Genomic DNA, 18964 nt, shown 5'->3' on the forward strand with positions numbered 1-18964 from the left:
TCCCTCTATTTCTTCAACTTTTTATTATTCTCAACAAAATCTTTAAATGCTTGACGAGACATCGTGTTTATTACTCGTTCTTTGTTTACAAATCCTTTTTGAGCAGTTGCTACACCATATTTCATAAAGTCTAAATGGTCTACATGATGTGCGTCTGTATTGATTGTTAATGTGACGTTAGGATATTTCCTTACTGTTTCAGCATTTAAATCCAAGCGTTTAGGATTTGCGTTAATTTCCATTATCGTATTTGTTTCTTCTGCTAATTGCATTAATTTTTCGATATTCGGTTTGTAACCGTCTCGTCGACCAATAATACGTCCTGTTGGATGTGCAATGTGTCGAACATATGGATTTCGACATGCATTTTCCAAACGTTTCATAATTTCTTCTTCTGATTGGTTAAAACTTTGATGAATGGCTGCAATGACGTAATCAAGTTGCGCTAACACTTCATCATCATAATCTAACGAACCATCAGGCAAAATATCCATTTCTGTGCCTGAATATATATCTATTTCTGAATACGCTTGATTGAGTTTTTTGATTTCTTCATTTTGTCGTAATAAACGTTCTACTTGTAAGCCATTAGCGACTTTTAAGCTTTGTGAATGGTCAGTAATCACCATAAATTGATAGCCTTTTTTGATATTTGCCTCAATCATGTCTCGGATAGAATACGCACCATCACTATATGTGGTATGCATATGAATATCTCCATTGATATCATCTAAAGTAATCATTTGACTTAAATCTTTATCAAATTCGCTGCCATCTTCTCTTAGCGCAGGTGCTATCCATTCACTACCGAAATGTTGATAAATCGCTTCTTCGCTCTCTAGCTGTAGTAATGACCCATCTTGCTGTTCAATGCCATATTCACTTACTTTTTCATTTTGCGCTTTGGCCATCTGTCTAATGCGAATATTATGATCTTTAGAACCTGTAAAATGTTGTAATGTGTGGTAAAACGCAACTGGTTCGATAAGTCGGAAATCTACACCAATCGTTTCATCATCGTACGTCAACTCTAATGATACTTTGGTCTGTCCAACAGCAACATCTTTAACTTTATTAGGTATATTTAAAAGTTGTTGTTGTACTTTGTCTGGATGCTCCGTACTGATAATATAATCTAAATCCTTACTCATTTCTTTATATCGACGGAAACTACCCGCTTCGGAATATTTCTCAATATCATCTATGGTTTCCAAATAATCGATAATGATACGATTTAAACCACGCATTGTATCAATTGGGTAACGGTCTTTTTTAGCACCTAAAGCTTTAACTGCTTCAAGTATATTTTGTTCGGTTTTTTTAGCGAAACCACTCAGTTCGCTCACTTTCCCATTTTCACAAGCTGATTGTAGACTTTCTTTATCAGTAATATTCAGTTCTTTGTATAACTTAGCTATTTTTTTGCTACCTAATCCCTGAATCTTCATTAATGGTATTAAACCTTCTGGAACAAGTTGTTGCAATTCTTTCAAATAACTTGATTCACCAGTATTACGATATTCATTAATCACATCGCCTACACCTTTACCAATTCCTTTTAACTCAGTGACATCTTCTATTTCATCAAGTGGACGCTCATCAATTTCTAAACTTTGCGCCGCTTTTCTATATGCTGAAACTTTAAACGTATTGTCTCCATTTAATTCCATATAGATAGCAATTTTTTCTAATAATTGAATTACATCTTTTTTTGTCATTCCAATCACTCCATAAAAAGAAGACCAGGACATTTAACAAAGTAGCCTTGTCCTGACCTTATATCAGTTTTGTATTATAAATTTAAAATGTAAGACGAGAAAAATGGTGTATGAAATAAGATAAGTTTCCCTATGTACGCATGTTGTAAACTATGTTGTATCCACTCAATCGGATACAATGCTAGCACATATATGAATAACTGAAGAATAACGACAGCCATGACTACACTAATTAAACTACCAAAGCGTCTACTTATTTGATTTATCATTCGATACGTCACTATATTATCAAAAGTAATTATAATAAGATATAAAATCAACTTACATATTGAGGCAATGAGTAAAAATGCCATCACTTTATCAAAACGTTGCTGCAAATCATTAAAATGAAATGCATATGCCATATCATACGCAATCGTCTTTGGAAACGGTAAAAAGACAATTAATTGTTGACTTATACGTTGGTAAAATTGATGTGCTATGATAAATGACACTATCGTCGAAAATAAATGTAAACTATTTAACCATATTTCTCTTCTATACCCCATGATAAGACTATATACAATAATGATAATGATCGTTAAATCAATAATCATCTATTCTTCTTTTTGCTTTAAATGTTGTATTTCTTGTAATAATTTACGATTTTCTTCTTCTATTTTAACCTTTTCATGCATAATGTTTACTGCAGTTAGAATTGATTTTCTAGTGGTATCCAATCCGGTTGATTTACGTCCCATTTCTCTTAATTTTTCATCTACTAAATGTGCTACATAACGAATATGCTCCGGGCTGTCCTCACCAATGATGGTATAATTCTGATCGTTAATCGTGACATTGATTCGATTTTTAAATTCTCCCATAGCAATAACTCCTGACATTATTTATTCTTAAAGCTATCAATGGTTACACGTAGATAACCACATCGTCTCGTACTTCAATTGAATGCAATTCTTACATAATTTATAAAGTAGAATATCACAACTAATTATACATTAGGATATGTTGTTTAGTAAGTAGCGATTACGGAATCGTTATAAATAATACATCTAACACACGTTATCTATTCTGAAGTGTAATCATAATATGTTATGCTTATCTATGTTTTATTATATTTTGAAAAGTGAGGTCAACTAGCGTATGGCAAACGTCGTTCATAAATTATCAGAATCTGAAATCCAAGACTTATTACAACACATTACATTTGAAACATCACAATTACCTCCAGGCATGAAGGCACGGACGAAATATAATCAAGCTGTAATTAATATATACAATTCAGGTAAAGTCATGTTTCAAGGTAAAAATGCAGAAACTGTCGCACAACAGTTGCTTCCAGGACATTCAACCTCTTCTACCAAACCAACAACGTCTCAACAATCTTCTGACCAAACATTGGCCTATAATCATTTTAATTGTATTGGTAGTGACGAAGCAGGTAGTGGCGATTATTTTGGCCCTTTAACTGTATGTGCCGCTTATGTTTCAAAAGAGCATATTCAAATTTTAAAAACGCTAGGTGTGGATGATTCCAAAAAATTAAGTGATCAAAAAATAATTGAGCTGGCCGAACAATTAATCACATTTATTCCGCATTCTTTATTAACATTAGATAATCCCAAATATAACGATAGACAAGCGATAGGTTGGTCACAAGTTAAAATGAAAGCTGTACTTCACAACGAAGCTATTAAAAATGTAACGCAAAAAATAGACTGCAATGACTTAGACTACATCGTGATTGATCAATTTGCTGTACGTGGTGTTTACCAACGTTACGCATTAAGCGCACTCCCCTATCCAGATAAAACAAAATTCGAAACTAAGGGGGAATCTAAATCATTAGCAATTGCAGCTGCGAGTATTATTTCTCGATATGCTTTCGTTAAACATATGGATCATATATCACATAAAATGAAACAAGTAATTCCTAAAGGGGCCAGCAATAAAGTAGATTTGATAGCCGCGCAAATCATCGATAAACATGGGATTGAAACACTGGATGCGATTTCTAAGAAACATTTTAAAAATCGTGATAAAGCGCAACATTTAGTGACTAAAAAGTATCAATAAACATTAAAAAGCTAGGATAAACTAATAAGATAAAGCTAATTTGAAAATGCACAGTAGCTGACTGATTTGAAAATGCGCTTAAATCATTTTTTTCAAACCTAGTCATCATTCTAGCGAGGCCCCAGCAAAGAGCATTTCACTAAAAATCATACACGCAAAGCAAGATGGGAGCGGGACAATGAATTGATTTAAATTTCTGTCCCGCTCCCTTTCCTACGATTATCTAATTGTAGCGCCTTGTGCTTGTAATGCTTCTAAAATCTTATCGTGAACTTTAGATACTCGTTCATCAGTTAATGTATCTTCAGTATCTAGATAATTCAAACGAATTGCTATTGATTTTTTACCTTCTTCTAAATGTTCACCTTCATAAACATCAAATACTAATGTACTTTGTAAGATATCCTCACCATTATCATGAATGGTTTGTTTCAATTCTGAAGATGGCACTTCATGATTGACTTCTAACGCAATATCACGTGTTACGCCAGGGAATCTAGGAATTGGCGCGTAATTAATGTATCCTACTGCTACGTCCATCATTGCATCATAATTTAATTCGAACACATACGTACGTTTTAAATCATTATCTGTAGCAACTTGTGGATGCAATTCACCAATAAAGCCAATTTCTTTGCCTTCTAACGTCACAATTGCTGTGCGCCCTGGGTGTAAACCTTTAATTTCTTCTGCTTTATAGCTCAATTCTAAGTTTAATTTTTCAGCTACTCGGTCTACAACACCTTTGGCGATAAAGAAATCAATTTCTTCTTTTTTACCTTGCCAAGCATTAACAACATATTCTCCCGTTAAAATACCACTTAGATATTCAATCTCATCTGGAAGTTCTCCTTCACCATTGCCAAAGAAAACACGACCAATTTCATATAATCTCACATCTTTATTTTTACGTGCGACATTATATGCAGTTGCTTCAATTAAATGCGGTAATAAACTTTGACGTAACGTTGCGTGTGCTTCACTCATCGGCATTAATAAACTGATAGTTGGACGTTCTTGTAATGCAAAGTCTTTCGCATGTTCTTTAGACACTAATGAATATGTGATGGCTTGGTTTAATCCAGCACCTTCAAGTGTTTCTTTAACTGTACGAGTTTTATGTTGACGATCTGTTAATTCTCCACTTGTAACTTCTCCGAAAATCGGTAATGATGAAGGGATTTCATCGTAACCGTAAATACGTGCAACTTCTTCAATTAAGTCTTCTTTAATTGAAATATCTTTACGACGTGACGGCACATTAACCGTTAATGTATCATCATTTTGTTGCGTATCAAATCCTAATTGTTCAAAGATTGCTTTAATTTCATCACTTGATAAATCAAAACCAATCGTTTGATTCACTTTATCAGCTGTAATATCAATTGGTGTCACAAATGAACCTAAGTCACCTGCTGATACTCTGTCTTGTAGTACTTCACCAGAAGCATATTCTTGTAATAAGTAACATGCTCTGTCGACCGCTTCATCGACAAATTCTGTTGCAATACCTTTCTCGAAGCGACTAGAAGCTTCACTACGTAAATTTAAACGGCGTGAAGTATGACGAATTGAAACTGGATCGAATATTGCGCCTTCAATCACTACATTGGTCGTTTGGTCTGTTACCTCTGAGAAGTCTCCACCCATTACACCAGCTAATGCGATAGGTTCTTGCCCATTCGAAATAACGATATCAGTGTCCACTAATGTGCGTTCAGTATTATCTAATGTTGTCATTTCTTCATTATCTTTAGCTTGGCGTACGATAATGTCTTGAGAACCGATATGGTCTTGGTCGAACATGTGTAATGGTTGGCCATATTCTAATAATACATAGTTTGAAATATCAACAACGTTATTAATTGGACGAATACCTGCTTTAATTAAACGTGCTTGCATCCATATTGGAGATGGTGCGATGGTTACATTCTTAACAACACGCGCACTATAATATGGCACCTTTTCAGGGTTATCAATTGTAACTGATAATTCATCTAAAGCAGAAGTTGCAATTTCATTACTTTCAGTTGACGGTTTCGTCATTTCAGTTTGATATAACGCTGCCACTTCGTAAGCTGTACCAACCATACTTAATGCATCAGCACGGTTTGGTGTTAAATCAAATTCCATTACTTGGTCATTTAAATATAACGCAGTTAAAGCATCTGTACCTGGTTCAACTTCATTAGGAAAAACAAAAATTCCATTCTCATATGCTTTAGGTACTACATTGCTTGAAATACCAATCTCTTGTAATGAACAAATCATACCTTCAGAACGTTCACCACGTAATTTAGCGCGCTTAATTTTAATGCCTCCTGGTAAGCGACCACCCACTTTCGCTACAATAACATGTTGACCGGCATCTACATTCGGTGCACCACATACGATTTGAACCGCTTCTTCTTCACCAATGTCTACTTGGCAAATGTTTAATTTATCTGCATCGGGATGTTTTTCTTTTGATTGAACATAACCAACCACTAAATTTTTAATACCTTTTGTATAATCAATAATGTCATCCACTTCAATCCCTGTACGGGTAATACGCTCAGCTAAATCTTCAACCGAAACATTTGCGTTAACGTAATCTTTTAACCATTCATTTGAAATCAACATTATGCTTCACCTCTATCTTCAACAGCTTTAAATTGCTCAAGGAATCGAACATCATTTGTATAGAAATGACGAATATCTTCAATGCCGTATTTCAACATAGCGATTCGATCAGGCCCCATACCAAATGCGAAACCAGAATATTCATTTGAATCGAAACCGGCCATTTCAAGTACATTTGGATGTACCATACCCGCACCTAAAATTTCAATCCATCCTGTATGTTTACATACGTTACAGCCTTTACCTTTACATTTGAAACATGATACATCCACTTCAACAGAAGGTTCAGTGAATGGGAAGTAGCTAGGACGTAATCGAATTTCACGGTCTGCACCAAATAATTTTTTCGCTACTAATTCTAATGTTCCTTTCAAGTCACTCATTTTGATATTTTTATCAACTACTAATCCTTCAATTTGAGTAAATTGATGACTGTGTGTCGCATCATCTGAATCACGACGGTAAACTTTACCAGGACAAATAATTTTAACTGGTCCTTGTCCATTACGTTTTTCCATTGTACGTGCTTGTACAGGAGATGTATGTGTGCGCATCAAGATTTCATCAGTGATGTAGAAACTATCTTGCATATCACGTGCTGGATGAGATTTAGGTAAATTTAATGCTTCAAAGTTATAATAATCTTGTTCTACTTCATAACCATCAACAATTTCATAACCTAATCCTAAGAATAAATCTTCAATTTCTTCTACTGTACGTGTTAAAGGATGTTTAGAGCCAATACTGATTTGACGACTTGGCAAGGTCACATCAATGGTCTCTTCTGCTAATTGTTGATTTAGTTTTTCATTTTTTAGAAGTGTTTGTTTTTCGTCTAATTCAGTTTGAATGGTTTGACGTAATTCATTCACTTTTTGCCCATATGCTGGCTTTTCTTCATTCGGTAAATCTTTCATATTTTTCATCAAGCCACTTACTGAGCCTTTTTTACCTAAATATTTAACTTTTACATCTTGTAATTCGCGTTCATTTTGAGCTTCATTAATATCAACAAGTGCTTGTTGTTTTAAATCAGCCATAGAATCGTTTTGTGTCATTGACTTACACCTCTCATTTTATGTTCACTTTGTGTTTTACTATTTTATTCATAAAAAAAGACTTCCATCCCAATAACTGGGACGAAAGTCTTTCCGTGGTACCACCCAAATTTATGCTTACGCATACACTTGCAAACGTTGTTAACGAAGACATACTCCGACTTAAATTTCTTTAAGTAACCAAAAAGATGAAAGAAACTAATTCGTGTTGGAGTGAATTACAGTCACGTTCACTCTCCCTGTACAACACGTTCTATTAGTTAAAGTCTTTTTATCGGTTATATTTTAAATTTTTATGCATTGATTTACCAATTTACATTATTCGTTGTGTATCTCTAAGTATAGCCGATTTTAATTCTCAGGGTCAACCTTTCAAATGATAAAGTAATATACTACCTGCGATGGCTACATTCAAACTTTCCGCTTTACCATAAATCGGGATTGTTAAATTTTGTGTAGTTTCATTTAACAATGCTTTGTTAACGCCTTCGCCTTCATTACCTAGTAATAAAGCAAACGTATCTTGAGAAGCTACTTCTTTATAAGGTTGCGCATTTTCAAGTGCCGTACCATACACAGGCCCATTAAAGTCAGTTATAAACGTCTTCAAATCTGTAGTAATTACTGGGATATGGAAGACACTGCCTTGACTTGCGCGTAAAACTTTATCTTGATAAGGGTCAGCCGTCCCCTTTTCCATAACAATTAAATCAATGCCTGCTGCATCAGATGTTCGAATCAAAGTCCCTAGATTCCCTGGATCTTGAATTCTATCAATTAACAATACTTGTTTGGCTTGGTTAATGTCATATTCTGGCTTTTCAATTACAGCGAAAAATCCTTGCGGTGTAATCGTACCGGATAGTGATTCAGCCACTTTCATATTAATTTCATACGTTTCTTCCGCGTAATCTATAAGTGCCTCATCTGTTCTATTTGGTTCAATCACAAATAATTGTTTAATCACGATGCCACTTTGGTATGCTTCGTCAATAAGATGAATGCCTTCAATGAGTGCATGTCCTGTTTTATCACGATCTCTTTTTTTCTTTAATTTATTCGCATTTTTTATTTTATTATTTTGAACTGACGTAATTTGTTCCATAATTATCTCCATTATTGTAGCTAGATTGTTTTGTTTACACATTTATATTAACATAATCAAATTGATTATAATGAAGCCTTTATTATAATGCGTAAATTCATTACATTTTAAAGCACATTGCATTTAACGCTTTAATTATCGATAAAAAAAGGAAGCAATGAACAAATTAAAATTGTTCATGCTTCCTTCAAATTCATACGTCGATTATTTAGAAACGACTTCTTCACCATTGTAAGAACCACAGTTTTTACATACGCGGTGAGATAATTTGTATTCGCCACAGTTTGGGCATTCAGTCATACCAGGTACTGAAATTTTGAAGTGAGTACGACGTTTGTTTTTTCTAGTTTTAGACGTTCTTCTTTTTGGTACTGCCATGATATATCCTCCTTAATATTAAACACATATCTTAAGTGTTAGGTCATTAAATCATTATACAATAATTTAAAACAACCTGCTATTACTCTTTATCGTATAATTGTTGTAATTTTTGAAGCCTAGGATCAACTTGTTGCGTTTGGGAATCATTATTGTCTTTTTCTTTTTCAAGTTCGATCATTTGATCTTCGTCAATAACTTCCCAACCATTACCTTCTGTAAGCATTTGATCGCTATTCTCAGAATATGCTCTCATCGGTTTCTCAATGATAACCAACTCTTCAGCAATGTTTCGAATGTTAATCATACCATCAGTCGCTAGATGATAATGTTCATCTTCTTCAACTTCTTCATCGGTATAACTATCATAACCTTCTAAATCAAATATTTCAGATGTACGCACGTCTAAAGGAACTTCTACAGGTACAAGCGTACGTGCACAAGGCATTGTATACGTTCCAGTTAAATGCATATCTGCAATAACTTCATTTGATTTAACAGTTAATTCACCTTCAACATTGATTTCTGATAAATCAATCAAGCCTAAGGGTTCTATTAAATGTTCAAAATTCGCCGTTTGATTAAATTCAAATGGTTTATCTTGATATTTTCTTAATTGCGTTATTGACCATTTCATATGGCTTCACCTCTAACAAACACAAAATTTATTTTAACTTTACAAGTATAAGTTGTCAAGATTTTTTCTTAACATACTTTCTTCTGTTACAATACTAATAATGAATACTGAGAGGATGAATTGCAAATGAAAAGTGTTGGACTGATTTCTGAATATAATCCATTCCATAACGGTCACTTATATCATGCCCAACAATCTAAGTTACAGGCTAATGCTGAAATCGCTATTGCAATCATGAGCGGCAATTTCGTTATGCGTGGCGAACCTGCAATCTACAACAAATTTTTACGTACTAAGATGGCTTTATCAGGTGTAGATTTAGTCGTTGAACTCCCAACCATTGCCAGCCTATCATCTAGTGATTATTTTGCAACATTTGCAATTAAAGTCGCTCACTATTTAGATATTGATACGATAGCATTTGGCAGTGAAATTGATGATCTTGCACGCCTTGAAAAGGTAGCAGCAAACATCAACGCACTTGAACAGTCATCACTTTTTCAAGATTTAATTAAGCAAGGCAATCATTATGCCAAAATTATTGATGACTTGGTTGAGGACCCCGATGTCTTACGCTCACCGAATAATATACTAGGTGTCGCATACATAAAGGCAATCAATACCATTGATCCGACGATTACTAAAATTGCTATTCAACGCCAATCTGCAACGCATCATGATCAAGACATTAAACATGACACATTTGCAAGTGGCTCAGCTATAAGACGAGCCTTAATAAATAACGATAATATTTGGAAGGATGTTGTACCATCCAATATAACTTGCCTATATGAGAAACCACACCTATTAAAGCAACAGACATTTAATTTTATTAAATATAATATTTTGAGTCGTTCTTCTACAGAATTGTCACAAATTTATACAATGTCCGAAGGCTTTGAACACCGACTTAAAGCAAATATTCAAAGTGCACCGGATTTTGACACATTGATGTCATTAGTTAAGACCAAGCGTTTCACATATACGCATATTCAACGTGTATTGATGCAATTATTGTTGAACATAAAGAAAGATGCGTTCAAAGAGGATATTGAGGGCGTACGTATTTTAGGTATGACACCTCAAGGGCAACAATATTTAAAGTATTTAAAAAAGAAATTCCCAAATCGTTCTTATGTGACAAATATAAATAAGAAGACAGCCACTTTATTTGAAAATGAAATTAAAGCGACACAAATTTATAATTTACTATCCGGTCAAATAGCTAATGATTTTAATACCCCAGTGATTATTAACAAAAGTAGTATGTAAGAGAATGTTTTAAGAAGGGATTGGGACAGAATACTTGTAAAATTCGACGTCCCACCCCAAATTTGCTTTGCTTGTAGAATTTCTTCATGAAATTCTCTTTGTTGAGGCCCCGACCCCCAACTTGCTTTGCTTGTAAAATCACTTTCGTGATTTTTTGTGTTGGGGCCCCGCCCGCAAGGTTGACTAGAACTAAAAAAGCTTGATTCAAGCGCCTTATCAGTTCATTCAACTACTGCAAATTTGCAAAATAGCATCATTATATTATTTATGTCCTAATCTATTCTCAAGGAATTATTTCCTAGACTCTTGCAACTTATCCAAGCACTAAGTTTAAGTTTCTAATGTGATTAAGATTGCTTTAATCTTTAATATTATTTTTTAAACTTTTCTTTCAAAGCTTTCTCTACATTAGGTGGTACAAAATCTGAAATATCAGCTTTATATTGCGCCACTTCTTTTACAACGCTTGAACTTATAAAAGAGTAGTTCGTACTTGTCATCATATACATCGTCTCTACATTACTATTTAATTTCTTATTCATTGATGTTAAACGTAATTCGTACTCAAAATCACTAACTGCTCTTAATCCTCTAATGATTGTTTGAGCACCGATTTTATCACAAAAATCTACTAACAAGCCGTTATAATTATGTACTTGAACATTAGATAAGTGTTTAACAGATTCTTCTATTAATGCCATTCGCTCATCAATATTAAACGTTCCAGTTTTATTACTATTCTTTAGCACACAAATATGCAATTCATCAAAGCGCCCTGCACTACGCTCGATAATATCAATGTGTCCATATGTAATAGGATCAAAACTACCTGGAATGACTGCTTTCGTTTTAGCCATTTTGCTCTCCTTTTTCTAATAACAAAGTATCAGTAAGACCATAGTGATATTGTTTAATCACTTTGAATCCATTTGTGTTGATTTGTTCATGGTTGCTAAACTCACAAATGATGATACCATTTTCTTTTAATAAATTAAACTCTGCAATCTGCTCCAAAGCTTTATCAATTAATCCTTTATTGTATGGTGGGTCAAGGAAGATATAGTCAAATTGAATGTCTCGTTTATTTAAAGCTTTTAATGCTCGATCCGCATTGTTTTTATAAACTTCCGATTGTTCACGCAAATCTAATTGCTTTAAATTTGCTTGGATTACTTTTACAGCTTTAAAATTTTGATCGACAAAAATGACCTTCTCCATACCACGAGATAATGCTTCGATACCTAATGCGCCACTTCCGGCGAACAGGTCTAATCCCAAACCGTGTACGTCTTGTAAACTATTAAAAATCCCTTCTTTTACTTTATCCATAGTTGGACGCGTATTACGACCTTCTAAACTTTCTAGCGCTTTACTTTTATGTTTACCAGCAATAACTCTCATCTTGACTTACACTTCCATTTCTCAAGGTTATTTATTATAATTTGTTGTAAAAAAGGAGAAAGATTATATTATGAAACAGTCATTTATTGTTTTAGGTGAAGGATTAACAGACCTATTTGAATTTAATACATTAATCGAATACAATCATCTTCGAATCAATAAAATAGTATATTTTCATACACCACAATCTTCAAAACAACTTTCATCAGTAGCGTTGATTATGAACCCTACTTCAGGCAATCATTTTCAAGCAATGTACATCATGCTTAATGCACTTAAATATCCATATCCTAACAGTAATAAAAAATTTGAACTCATAAATAATCAAGCAAATCAATATAATATCCCTATATTGGGCGTAGATGTACAACCACCAGAAGCGTTCCACACTTTGGACCAATATTTTAAATATTTAATTAGTGTCTTACGACTACAAAATTGGATTCCACCTATGCAGTAAAGGCGTTAGCTATGTCATTATGTAGTCAGAGAACCACTAAAATAAGACATCCGATGATTGTAATCGTCGCGATTTAGAATAATAATTTAAATAACGATTTATAACATTTCATGCTTTTCTTTCTCGTATGTTTTTTTCAAATATTTATAAGGTGATCCATCTATATCAACAACATACTTAAGTTTCATTAATTTATGAACAATTGCGTCTGCGTCGTTCTCATTAACATACAACACTACATATTTACGTTGTTTATTTGTATAAATGATATGACCATACTTTCTAATTTGACGTTCATGCTTAATATGTTTTAAATAGATAATCAAACTCACTCTAGGAATCAATTCCATACTATACACACTCCATTTATTATGCATAATAACTATACCATGTCTATTTATTTTATAAAATCCTTAAAACGATATCTTGCATACCTGTTGATTAAATATCTATTTACTTTTGCGTTAGTGCAAAGTTTGGTACGCTTAATTCAATAATTACGAGGAGGCGTTATAAATGACGAATAAAAAAAGATGGGCGCTCAATTTAAGTTTAGCGAGTGTTAGTTTTTTAGGTAGCTTATTTTTTATAAATAAAAGCAATAAAACAGAACATACGAAGGAAATACCTAAGTTCTTTAGTGGTCAAGCACCATATATCTTTGCTCATAGAGGTGGCATGGCGGTCAGACCTGAACAAACTCAATTAGCATTTGATAACGCCGTTGCATACAACTTAGATGGTTTTGAAACGGATGTTCGACTGACTAAAGATGAAAAATTAATCGTCTTCCATGATGCAACTGTAGATCGTACTACAAATGGCTCTGGCAAAGTGAGCGACCATAGTGTTGCAGAATTGAAACGCTTAGATGCTGGTTATCATTTCAAAGATATAAATGGTCTATTCCCATATCGTGGTCACAATGAAGCTAAAATTTTAACTTTTGATGAGCTGTTAAAAATGTATCCCAACATGTATATCAATGTTGATTTAAAAGACGCACCTGATAGCTATGAAGGCACCGTTGCACCTACAAAAATGTATGAAGATATCATTAATAACCACGCACAAGATCGCGTACTTGTAACTAGTTTTTATAAAGAACAAAATGATCGTTTTAGAAAGATAAGCAATGGCCAAGTAGCGATTGGTGCGAGTCAAAAAGAAGTAGCAGAAGGCTTTATTAAGTTTAACACTGGATTGGGTAACACATATCAACCTGTTGCTGATACATTTCAAATGCCTATTCAATTTAAAGGCATTCCCTTAACTTCTAAACGTTTCATTCAATGGTTAAACGTTTTAAATATTGTGCCTGGTTTTTACGGCATCAATAGTACTGACTTAATGGTTGATTTATATCGTAAAGGAGTTCACACATTAGTGACTGACCGTCCTGATTTAGGACAACAATTTAAAGCAAGCCTTCAAAGCAATAAATAAAATACTTTAAGATAATGTAAAACTGGGAGTGGGACAGAATTCTTTTTAGATTCGTCGTCCACTCCCAGTTTGCTTTGCTTGTAGAATTTCTTAGTGAAATTCTCTTTGTTGGGGCCCCGACTCCCAACTTGCTTTGCTTGTAGAATTTCTTAGTGAAATTCTCTTTGTTGGGGCCCCACCCCAACTTGCTTAGCTTGTAAAATCACTTTCGTGATTTTTTGTGTTGGGGCCCCGCCCGCAAGGATGACTAGAACTGAGAAAAGCTTGATTTAAGCGTCTTCTCGGTTCAGTCAGCTACTGCGAAATTGCAAAATAGCATATTTATATTATTTATGTCCCAGCCTCATCTTTTATTACAAACTACAATTGCATGTGCCACCCGTTGCACAACCATCATGACCAGTCTTAAAGAATGGATTTCCCGCTTCTATTTTTACATTTTGCGAAACTGACAGCGCAATCTTGCTTACTACTTCATCTATTAAATTCTGTAGTGATACTTCTTTAGATTTATAATCCATAACCACAGGCAACATTTCATAAGCTCTTTTACGTCGTCTTGTTTCTAACATGACTTTTTGATAATCGGGGTGATATTTTCCAAACCGCATTACCTCATCATAAGCAACCTTAGATTTCAAGAAGGCTTGGTACATGAGATGGGCTTCATCATCTTGATTTAATCTCTCTTGAGCTTCCCGAAAATCATGATACAGTTCTGATTGAACAATCATATCCGAAAGGCCTTCGATGTCATCAAGGATTGACATTGTTTCTTCTGTATACAATGCATAGTCTCCTTTCTAAATTAGATTATTTTTCTAAGAAAATAAGTGAATAGTAATCTTTCATGACTTCTCCACCCATTTCTTCATATTTAGTATTTAGCATTCTAGAACGGTGCATATCAGAATTCATCCAACTATGAATTAATGTTGGTACATCATCAAAATCATACCCAACATTTTGACTTGTCGTAGTAAATGAAATATTCTCATTACTTAGTTGGCTTTTTAACGCATCCTCTGTAAACTCAACATCATTAGAACCCGTTGCTTCGTATAAATTTACCGATGCAATATGAGCAATATCTGAGTTAACTTTTAACGGTTTAATGTTTTTTAACTCTCTCATCTCATTAGTAATTTCGTATAGCGTCATTAATTGGTTCGGGTTTTGTTCATAAGGCAGTTTATCTTTCTGAGCATTATTAAAATTATCTCCTTTATCATCTTCTTCAGTCTCATTAGCTAAAGGATACGGTTTAAGAAATGCTAGTGTCTCTTTATCTAGAAAGCGAATGCCCATAATTTGATTAGATTGTTGATCGACATACACCTGTGCATACACATTCCCATATTTTATTAACGTTTGTGTCTTGATATCTTCATCAGATAGTTCAAAATTATAACGTTGATCATCCACTTTAATGGAAGGGTCGGGATTAATACTTGTATTTTCAAAGATACGTGACGCACTCTCGTTAATCTTTAAAGGTGCAACATTTGCTTTATTACCTGTAGCATAAACTGACTTTATTTTATGTTCTTTAGTTGAAACGATATAATATTGCTTATCTTTTTTAAAGACATAATTCATATAATGGCCTCTAAACGGATATGTACGACTTGCTTGGCCAAATTTATCAGTTAGCGTATCTATATCTTTACCAATCCATGTACCTACCCCTTCCTTAGGTGCAGGATTTTCAGTGGTATTATGCGTCTTAGGTGTTTGATCTGAATGATTGGTTGACACGGTTTTATTTGGGTTCTCTAATACATCAAATTTAAGTCTCGGTGAGTAAAATAAATAAATAAGAAATAAAACTAAAAATATTACACCTAAAACTTTAATAACTAATTTTGCCATCTTTCACCCACCTATTTTGAATTATATCTATTGTACAAAATAACTAATTTACTAATCAAGATATCCTACTTAAGATGACTTGTGGCATACCCCGTTTTCTTTTTGTTATTAACATTCTCATATTAAAAAAGGGAGTAGGGTAGAATTCTTTTTGAATTCATTGCCCCACTCCCGCAAGTATGTCCAGTATAAAGAAGCGCTACTTTATAGTGCTTTCTCTTACAGTATACTGCTACGACATTGCTAGGTAGTTACCACAAATTATGTTGTCTGCTTATAATGATATAAATTGATTATAGGCCTAATGTAGCTTTAATCAATGACGTTGTTTCTCCACCTGGGTAAAATACATACAGTAGTAAGTAAACCGCTACACCAGTAATCGCTGTAAAGAACCAAATAATTGATGCAATTGGTCCTGCTTTTCTATGCCAATTAAACTTATCTTTGAATGCTGTAATGATTTGAACTAACCCAAGAACGCCACCAATTGTAGCTAAATTAATGTGGAATATTAAAAATATTTTATAATACGTTCTAACTGAATCTGGTCCCCCAAAATCTGTATTACCTATAAATACCGTTCTTGATGCATAGATAATAAAGAAAGTTAATGCAAAAATTGCTGCCCATAACATTGTTTTCTTGTGCTTATCTATATCTCTATGCCAAATTTGCCACCAACCAATGGCAACAAAAATAGCACTTATCACAATACAACTTGTACTAATCGTTGGTAGAATTGGTAAATTCATATGTTTCATCCTTATTTAATTTGTATATTTTAAATCATTTTTATAAGTGAGATAACAACAACTAAAACGAAAAATACTACTAAATAATTTAGAGAGTATATAAACATTTTTGTTGCCCATTTAGTTTGATCTGTATTTCTCTTAAATGACGTTAAACCTATATAAAGCCAACCTAAATTGAGCAATGTTCCTAATACTACAAATGTTGTTCCAAGACTTGATAATAGGAATGGTAATGGAAGTAAAAATATTAACCATATAAACATACTTATTCTAGTACGTTTGAATCCTTTAACAGATGGTAACATAGGAATATTAGCTAATGCATATTCATCACTTCGTTTAATTGCTAAAGCATAAAAGTGAATTGGTTGCCAACAAAAAACAACTAAAAATAATGCAATTGCAACGAGACTTATATTTCCATCAATTGCAACCCATCCAATTAATGGTGGTACTGCACCTGGAAAACTTCCTACTACTGTATTCCAAGTTGTATGTCTTTTAGACCAAATTGAATAATAAGACACATAACCTACGATGCCGATAAGTCCTAGTACGCCTGATGGTACATTTAATAAGAATAAACAAGCTTCTCCTACTAACATCATACCAAAACTTAAAAATAATAAATTTTTATCTGAAATTCTATCATTAACTGTTGGTCTATTTTGTTTACTTGGCATTATACGATCAATATCCTGATCATAATAATTGTTTAATGCACAAGCACCACCCATAATTAATGTTGAACCAATCAACATTAATAGAATTTGAGGTATTGACGATAGGAAGGAATGATTGGTCATCACAACTGCTAACCAAGCGCCTGCAAATGCAGGAATTAAGTTACCTTGGACCAATCCCATCTTAATAATCTGTTGTAACTCTTTAAATGATACACGGCTCGATGGTTGTGACAAAGTTTGCTCTTTGCTCATGATCCCCCTCCTTAAATTTTCCATATAATACTATGATATAGTAATTACTAAAAATTGACTAGTTTATATCAAATTTAATTGTGACACTTTAGCGACATTCTACTACACTAATTTTTTGTTAGTTCTTATTGTTGTATAATTATTTTAATAATATAATTTCAATAAAATAGACATTAATTAAGCGTAATCAATTGTATTTAGAAGATGCACTTAATTAATGATGGGGTGTATAACATTGTTTAATAAACGAAACCTTAAATGGTTATCTGTATTAGCAACTATCATAATGGCATTTGTACAACTTGGTGGTGCATTAGTTACTAAGACTGGCTCAGAAGATGGATGTGGATCATCTTGGCCTTTATGTCACGGTGCATTACTCCCTGACAATTTACCAATAGACACTATTATTGAATTAAGTCATCGCGCTGTCTCAGGTATCTCATTAATTGTTGTACTGTGGTTAGCTATTACTGCATGGAAACATATCGGCTATATTAAAGAAGTAAAACCATTAGCTATTATTAGTATCGCATTTTTACTTGTTCAAGCATTAATTGGTGCAGCAGCTGTTATTTGGCAACAAAATTCATATGTATTAGCGCTGCATTTCGGCATATCTTTGATTAGTTTCTCTTCAGTATTCGTTCTAATGCTGATCATATTTGAAGTTGATAAGAAATATGAAGCCGATGAATTATATATCAGAAAGCCTTTAAGAAGATTAACATGGATCATGACAGGCATTGTGTATGTAACCATTTATACTGGTGCGTTAGTTAGACATGCAAAGGCAAGTTTAGCTTATGGTGGTTGGCCGTTACCTTTCCATGATATTATTCCACATACTGAACAAGATTGGGTTCAATTTGCGCATCGTGGTATGGCATTTATTACATTTATATGGATTATGATTACATTTATTCACGCAGTTAAGAATTATTCTGAGAATAGAACGATACGATATGGATATACGACTGCGTTTATTCTCATCATATTACAAGTCATTACTGGTGCGTTATCTGTAATGACGAACGTAAATTTATTCATTGCCCTTTTACATGCATTATTTATCACACTATTATTTGGTATGATTGCCTACTTCATTATGTTAATGCTACGTACCATTAGAAGTGAAAATAACAAATAACCTATCATATTAAAAAAGGAGATGTGAACCGTGTTATCACATCTCCTTTTTTTATTTAGGCTCTTCGTCAAATCGG

The 18964-nt window shown here is 33.6% G+C and carries 20 protein-coding genes; 5 read left to right on the top strand and 15 right to left on the bottom strand.

Features of this window, described 5'->3' with window-relative positions; all coding sequences use genetic code 11:
- Positions 1 to 5: 5 nt before the first annotated feature.
- From polX to zapA, 3 genes are all read right to left on the bottom strand, one after another.
- Positions 6 to 1718: a DNA polymerase/3'-5' exonuclease PolX gene (gene polX / locus KA828_RS01385; protein ID WP_075109220.1), complete on the bottom strand. Its 1713-nt coding sequence runs from the start codon at positions 1716 to 1718 to the stop codon at positions 6 to 8.
- Between the two features lie 74 nt (positions 1719 to 1792).
- Positions 1793 to 2314 (bottom strand): CvpA family protein, encoded by a 522-nt coding sequence (locus KA828_RS01390; RefSeq protein ID WP_210125259.1) that lies wholly within the window; start codon positions 2312 to 2314, stop codon positions 1793 to 1795.
- A complete protein-coding gene (zapA, locus tag KA828_RS01395; RefSeq protein ID WP_210125260.1) occupies positions 2315 to 2581 on the bottom strand; it encodes a cell division protein ZapA in 267 nt (88 codons plus the stop codon).
- Between the two features lie 277 nt (positions 2582 to 2858).
- Here zapA and rnhC point away from each other — a divergent pair, with 277 nt between their 5' ends.
- Positions 2859 to 3791, top strand: coding sequence for a ribonuclease HIII (rnhC, locus tag KA828_RS01400; protein WP_210125261.1), 933 nt, complete (start codon positions 2859 to 2861; stop codon positions 3789 to 3791).
- A 219-nt stretch (positions 3792 to 4010) separates the two neighbouring features.
- Here rnhC and pheT read toward each other — a convergent pair whose 3' ends face one another.
- The 5 genes from pheT to KA828_RS01425 all read right to left on the bottom strand — a co-directional run bounded on the left by pheT (position 4011) and on the right by KA828_RS01425 (position 9591).
- Positions 4011 to 6413, bottom strand: a complete 2403-nt coding sequence (gene pheT, locus KA828_RS01405; RefSeq protein WP_210125262.1) for a phenylalanine--tRNA ligase subunit beta — start codon at positions 6411 to 6413, stop codon at positions 4011 to 4013.
- A complete protein-coding gene (gene pheS / locus KA828_RS01410; RefSeq protein WP_016930714.1) occupies positions 6413 to 7471 on the bottom strand; it encodes a phenylalanine--tRNA ligase subunit alpha in 1059 nt (352 codons plus the stop codon). The genes pheT and pheS overlap by 1 nt, the downstream gene beginning before the upstream one ends.
- Before the next feature lie 364 nt (positions 7472 to 7835).
- On the bottom strand, positions 7836 to 8576 hold the full coding sequence (locus KA828_RS01415) for a TrmH family RNA methyltransferase (RefSeq protein ID WP_075109216.1): 741 nt from the start codon (positions 8574 to 8576) through the stop codon (positions 7836 to 7838).
- 204 nt (positions 8577 to 8780) lie between these two features.
- A complete protein-coding gene (rpmF, locus tag KA828_RS01420; RefSeq protein WP_001830121.1) occupies positions 8781 to 8954 on the bottom strand; it encodes a 50S ribosomal protein L32 in 174 nt (57 codons plus the stop codon).
- Between the two features lie 82 nt (positions 8955 to 9036).
- The gene (locus tag KA828_RS01425) at positions 9037 to 9591 is read right to left on the bottom strand and encodes a YceD family protein (protein ID WP_053029167.1); all 555 of its coding nucleotides are present in this window, start codon (positions 9589 to 9591) and stop codon (positions 9037 to 9039) included.
- Between the two features lie 126 nt (positions 9592 to 9717).
- On the opposite strand from KA828_RS01425, the gene KA828_RS01430 reads away from it, so the two are divergent.
- A complete protein-coding gene (locus KA828_RS01430; protein WP_210125263.1) occupies positions 9718 to 10863 on the top strand; it encodes a nucleotidyltransferase in 1146 nt (381 codons plus the stop codon).
- Positions 10864 to 11234: 371 nt separating this feature from the next.
- Here KA828_RS01430 and coaD read toward each other — a convergent pair whose 3' ends face one another.
- Both coaD and rsmD read right to left on the bottom strand, forming a co-directional pair.
- Positions 11235 to 11720, bottom strand: a complete 486-nt coding sequence (gene coaD, locus KA828_RS01435) for a pantetheine-phosphate adenylyltransferase (RefSeq protein WP_016930718.1) — start codon at positions 11718 to 11720, stop codon at positions 11235 to 11237.
- On the bottom strand, positions 11713 to 12264 hold the full coding sequence (gene rsmD, locus KA828_RS01440) for a 16S rRNA (guanine(966)-N(2))-methyltransferase RsmD (RefSeq protein WP_053029164.1): 552 nt from the start codon (positions 12262 to 12264) through the stop codon (positions 11713 to 11715). Before rsmD ends, coaD begins: the two co-directional genes overlap by 8 nt.
- 70 nt (positions 12265 to 12334) lie before the next feature.
- Between rsmD and KA828_RS01445 the strand changes: the two genes are divergently transcribed.
- The gene (locus KA828_RS01445; protein WP_070855418.1) at positions 12335 to 12724 is read left to right on the top strand and encodes a DUF7147 family protein; all 390 of its coding nucleotides are present in this window, start codon (positions 12335 to 12337) and stop codon (positions 12722 to 12724) included.
- A 98-nt stretch (positions 12725 to 12822) separates the two neighbouring features.
- Here KA828_RS01445 and KA828_RS01450 read toward each other — a convergent pair whose 3' ends face one another.
- Positions 12823 to 13074 (bottom strand): DUF2129 domain-containing protein, encoded by a 252-nt coding sequence (locus KA828_RS01450; RefSeq protein ID WP_070855416.1) that lies wholly within the window; start codon positions 13072 to 13074, stop codon positions 12823 to 12825.
- A gap of 166 nt (positions 13075 to 13240) precedes the next feature.
- On the opposite strand from KA828_RS01450, the gene KA828_RS01455 reads away from it, so the two are divergent.
- The gene (locus KA828_RS01455; RefSeq protein ID WP_210125264.1) at positions 13241 to 14170 is read left to right on the top strand and encodes a glycerophosphodiester phosphodiesterase family protein; all 930 of its coding nucleotides are present in this window, start codon (positions 13241 to 13243) and stop codon (positions 14168 to 14170) included.
- A 353-nt stretch (positions 14171 to 14523) separates the two neighbouring features.
- Here KA828_RS01455 and KA828_RS01460 read toward each other — a convergent pair whose 3' ends face one another.
- The 4 genes from KA828_RS01460 to cyoE all read right to left on the bottom strand — a co-directional run bounded on the left by KA828_RS01460 (position 14524) and on the right by cyoE (position 17738).
- Complete coding sequence (locus KA828_RS01460) at positions 14524 to 14958, bottom strand: YlbF/YmcA family competence regulator (protein WP_075108499.1); 435 nt, start codon at positions 14956 to 14958, stop codon at positions 14524 to 14526.
- A gap of 25 nt (positions 14959 to 14983) precedes the next feature.
- Entirely contained in the window at positions 14984 to 16042 is a 1059-nt protein-coding gene (locus KA828_RS01465; protein ID WP_075108500.1) for a CAP-associated domain-containing protein, read from the bottom strand.
- A 293-nt stretch (positions 16043 to 16335) separates the two neighbouring features.
- Complete coding sequence (locus KA828_RS01470; RefSeq protein WP_075108501.1) at positions 16336 to 16797, bottom strand: DUF420 domain-containing protein; 462 nt, start codon at positions 16795 to 16797, stop codon at positions 16336 to 16338.
- Between the two features lie 29 nt (positions 16798 to 16826).
- Positions 16827 to 17738: a heme o synthase gene (gene cyoE / locus KA828_RS01475; RefSeq protein WP_075108502.1), complete on the bottom strand. Its 912-nt coding sequence runs from the start codon at positions 17736 to 17738 to the stop codon at positions 16827 to 16829.
- Positions 17739 to 17973: 235 nt separating this feature from the next.
- On the opposite strand from cyoE, the gene KA828_RS01480 reads away from it, so the two are divergent.
- A complete protein-coding gene (locus KA828_RS01480) occupies positions 17974 to 18888 on the top strand; it encodes a COX15/CtaA family protein (protein WP_053029156.1) in 915 nt (304 codons plus the stop codon).
- Positions 18889 to 18964 lie beyond the last annotated feature (76 nt).

The organism is Staphylococcus sp. GDY8P85P, assembly GCF_017892405.1.
GTDB classification, from domain to species: domain Bacteria; phylum Bacillota; class Bacilli; order Staphylococcales; family Staphylococcaceae; genus Staphylococcus; species Staphylococcus borealis.

Excerpts from the sequence above, each read along its gene's own strand:
- polX (WP_075109220.1), bottom strand. The coding sequence starts at position 1,718 with ATGACAAAAAAAGATGTAATTCAATTATTAGAAAAAATTGCTATCTAT.
- KA828_RS01390 (WP_210125259.1), bottom strand. The coding sequence starts at position 2,314 with ATGATTATTGATTTAACGATCATTATCATTATTGTATATAGTCTTATC.
- zapA (WP_210125260.1), bottom strand. The coding sequence starts at position 2,581 with ATGGGAGAATTTAAAAATCGAATCAATGTCACGATTAACGATCAGAAT.
- rnhC (WP_210125261.1), top strand. The coding sequence starts at position 2,859 with ATGGCAAACGTCGTTCATAAATTATCAGAATCTGAAATCCAAGACTTA.
- pheT (WP_210125262.1), bottom strand. The coding sequence starts at position 6,413 with ATGTTGATTTCAAATGAATGGTTAAAAGATTACGTTAACGCAAATGTT.
- pheS (WP_016930714.1), bottom strand. The coding sequence starts at position 7,471 with ATGACACAAAACGATTCTATGGCTGATTTAAAACAACAAGCACTTGTT.
- KA828_RS01415 (WP_075109216.1), bottom strand. The coding sequence starts at position 8,576 with ATGGAACAAATTACGTCAGTTCAAAATAATAAAATAAAAAATGCGAAT.
- rpmF (WP_001830121.1), bottom strand. The coding sequence starts at position 8,954 with ATGGCAGTACCAAAAAGAAGAACGTCTAAAACTAGAAAAAACAAACGT.
- KA828_RS01425 (WP_053029167.1), bottom strand. The coding sequence starts at position 9,591 with ATGAAATGGTCAATAACGCAATTAAGAAAATATCAAGATAAACCATTT.
- KA828_RS01430 (WP_210125263.1), top strand. The coding sequence starts at position 9,718 with ATGAAAAGTGTTGGACTGATTTCTGAATATAATCCATTCCATAACGGT.
- coaD (WP_016930718.1), bottom strand. The coding sequence starts at position 11,720 with ATGGCTAAAACGAAAGCAGTCATTCCAGGTAGTTTTGATCCTATTACA.
- rsmD (WP_053029164.1), bottom strand. The coding sequence starts at position 12,264 with ATGAGAGTTATTGCTGGTAAACATAAAAGTAAAGCGCTAGAAAGTTTA.
- KA828_RS01445 (WP_070855418.1), top strand. The coding sequence starts at position 12,335 with ATGAAACAGTCATTTATTGTTTTAGGTGAAGGATTAACAGACCTATTT.
- KA828_RS01450 (WP_070855416.1), bottom strand. The coding sequence starts at position 13,074 with ATGGAATTGATTCCTAGAGTGAGTTTGATTATCTATTTAAAACATATT.
- KA828_RS01455 (WP_210125264.1), top strand. The coding sequence starts at position 13,241 with ATGACGAATAAAAAAAGATGGGCGCTCAATTTAAGTTTAGCGAGTGTT.
- KA828_RS01465 (WP_075108500.1), bottom strand. The coding sequence starts at position 16,042 with ATGGCAAAATTAGTTATTAAAGTTTTAGGTGTAATATTTTTAGTTTTA.
- KA828_RS01470 (WP_075108501.1), bottom strand. The coding sequence starts at position 16,797 with ATGAATTTACCAATTCTACCAACGATTAGTACAAGTTGTATTGTGATA.
- cyoE (WP_075108502.1), bottom strand. The coding sequence starts at position 17,738 with ATGAGCAAAGAGCAAACTTTGTCACAACCATCGAGCCGTGTATCATTT.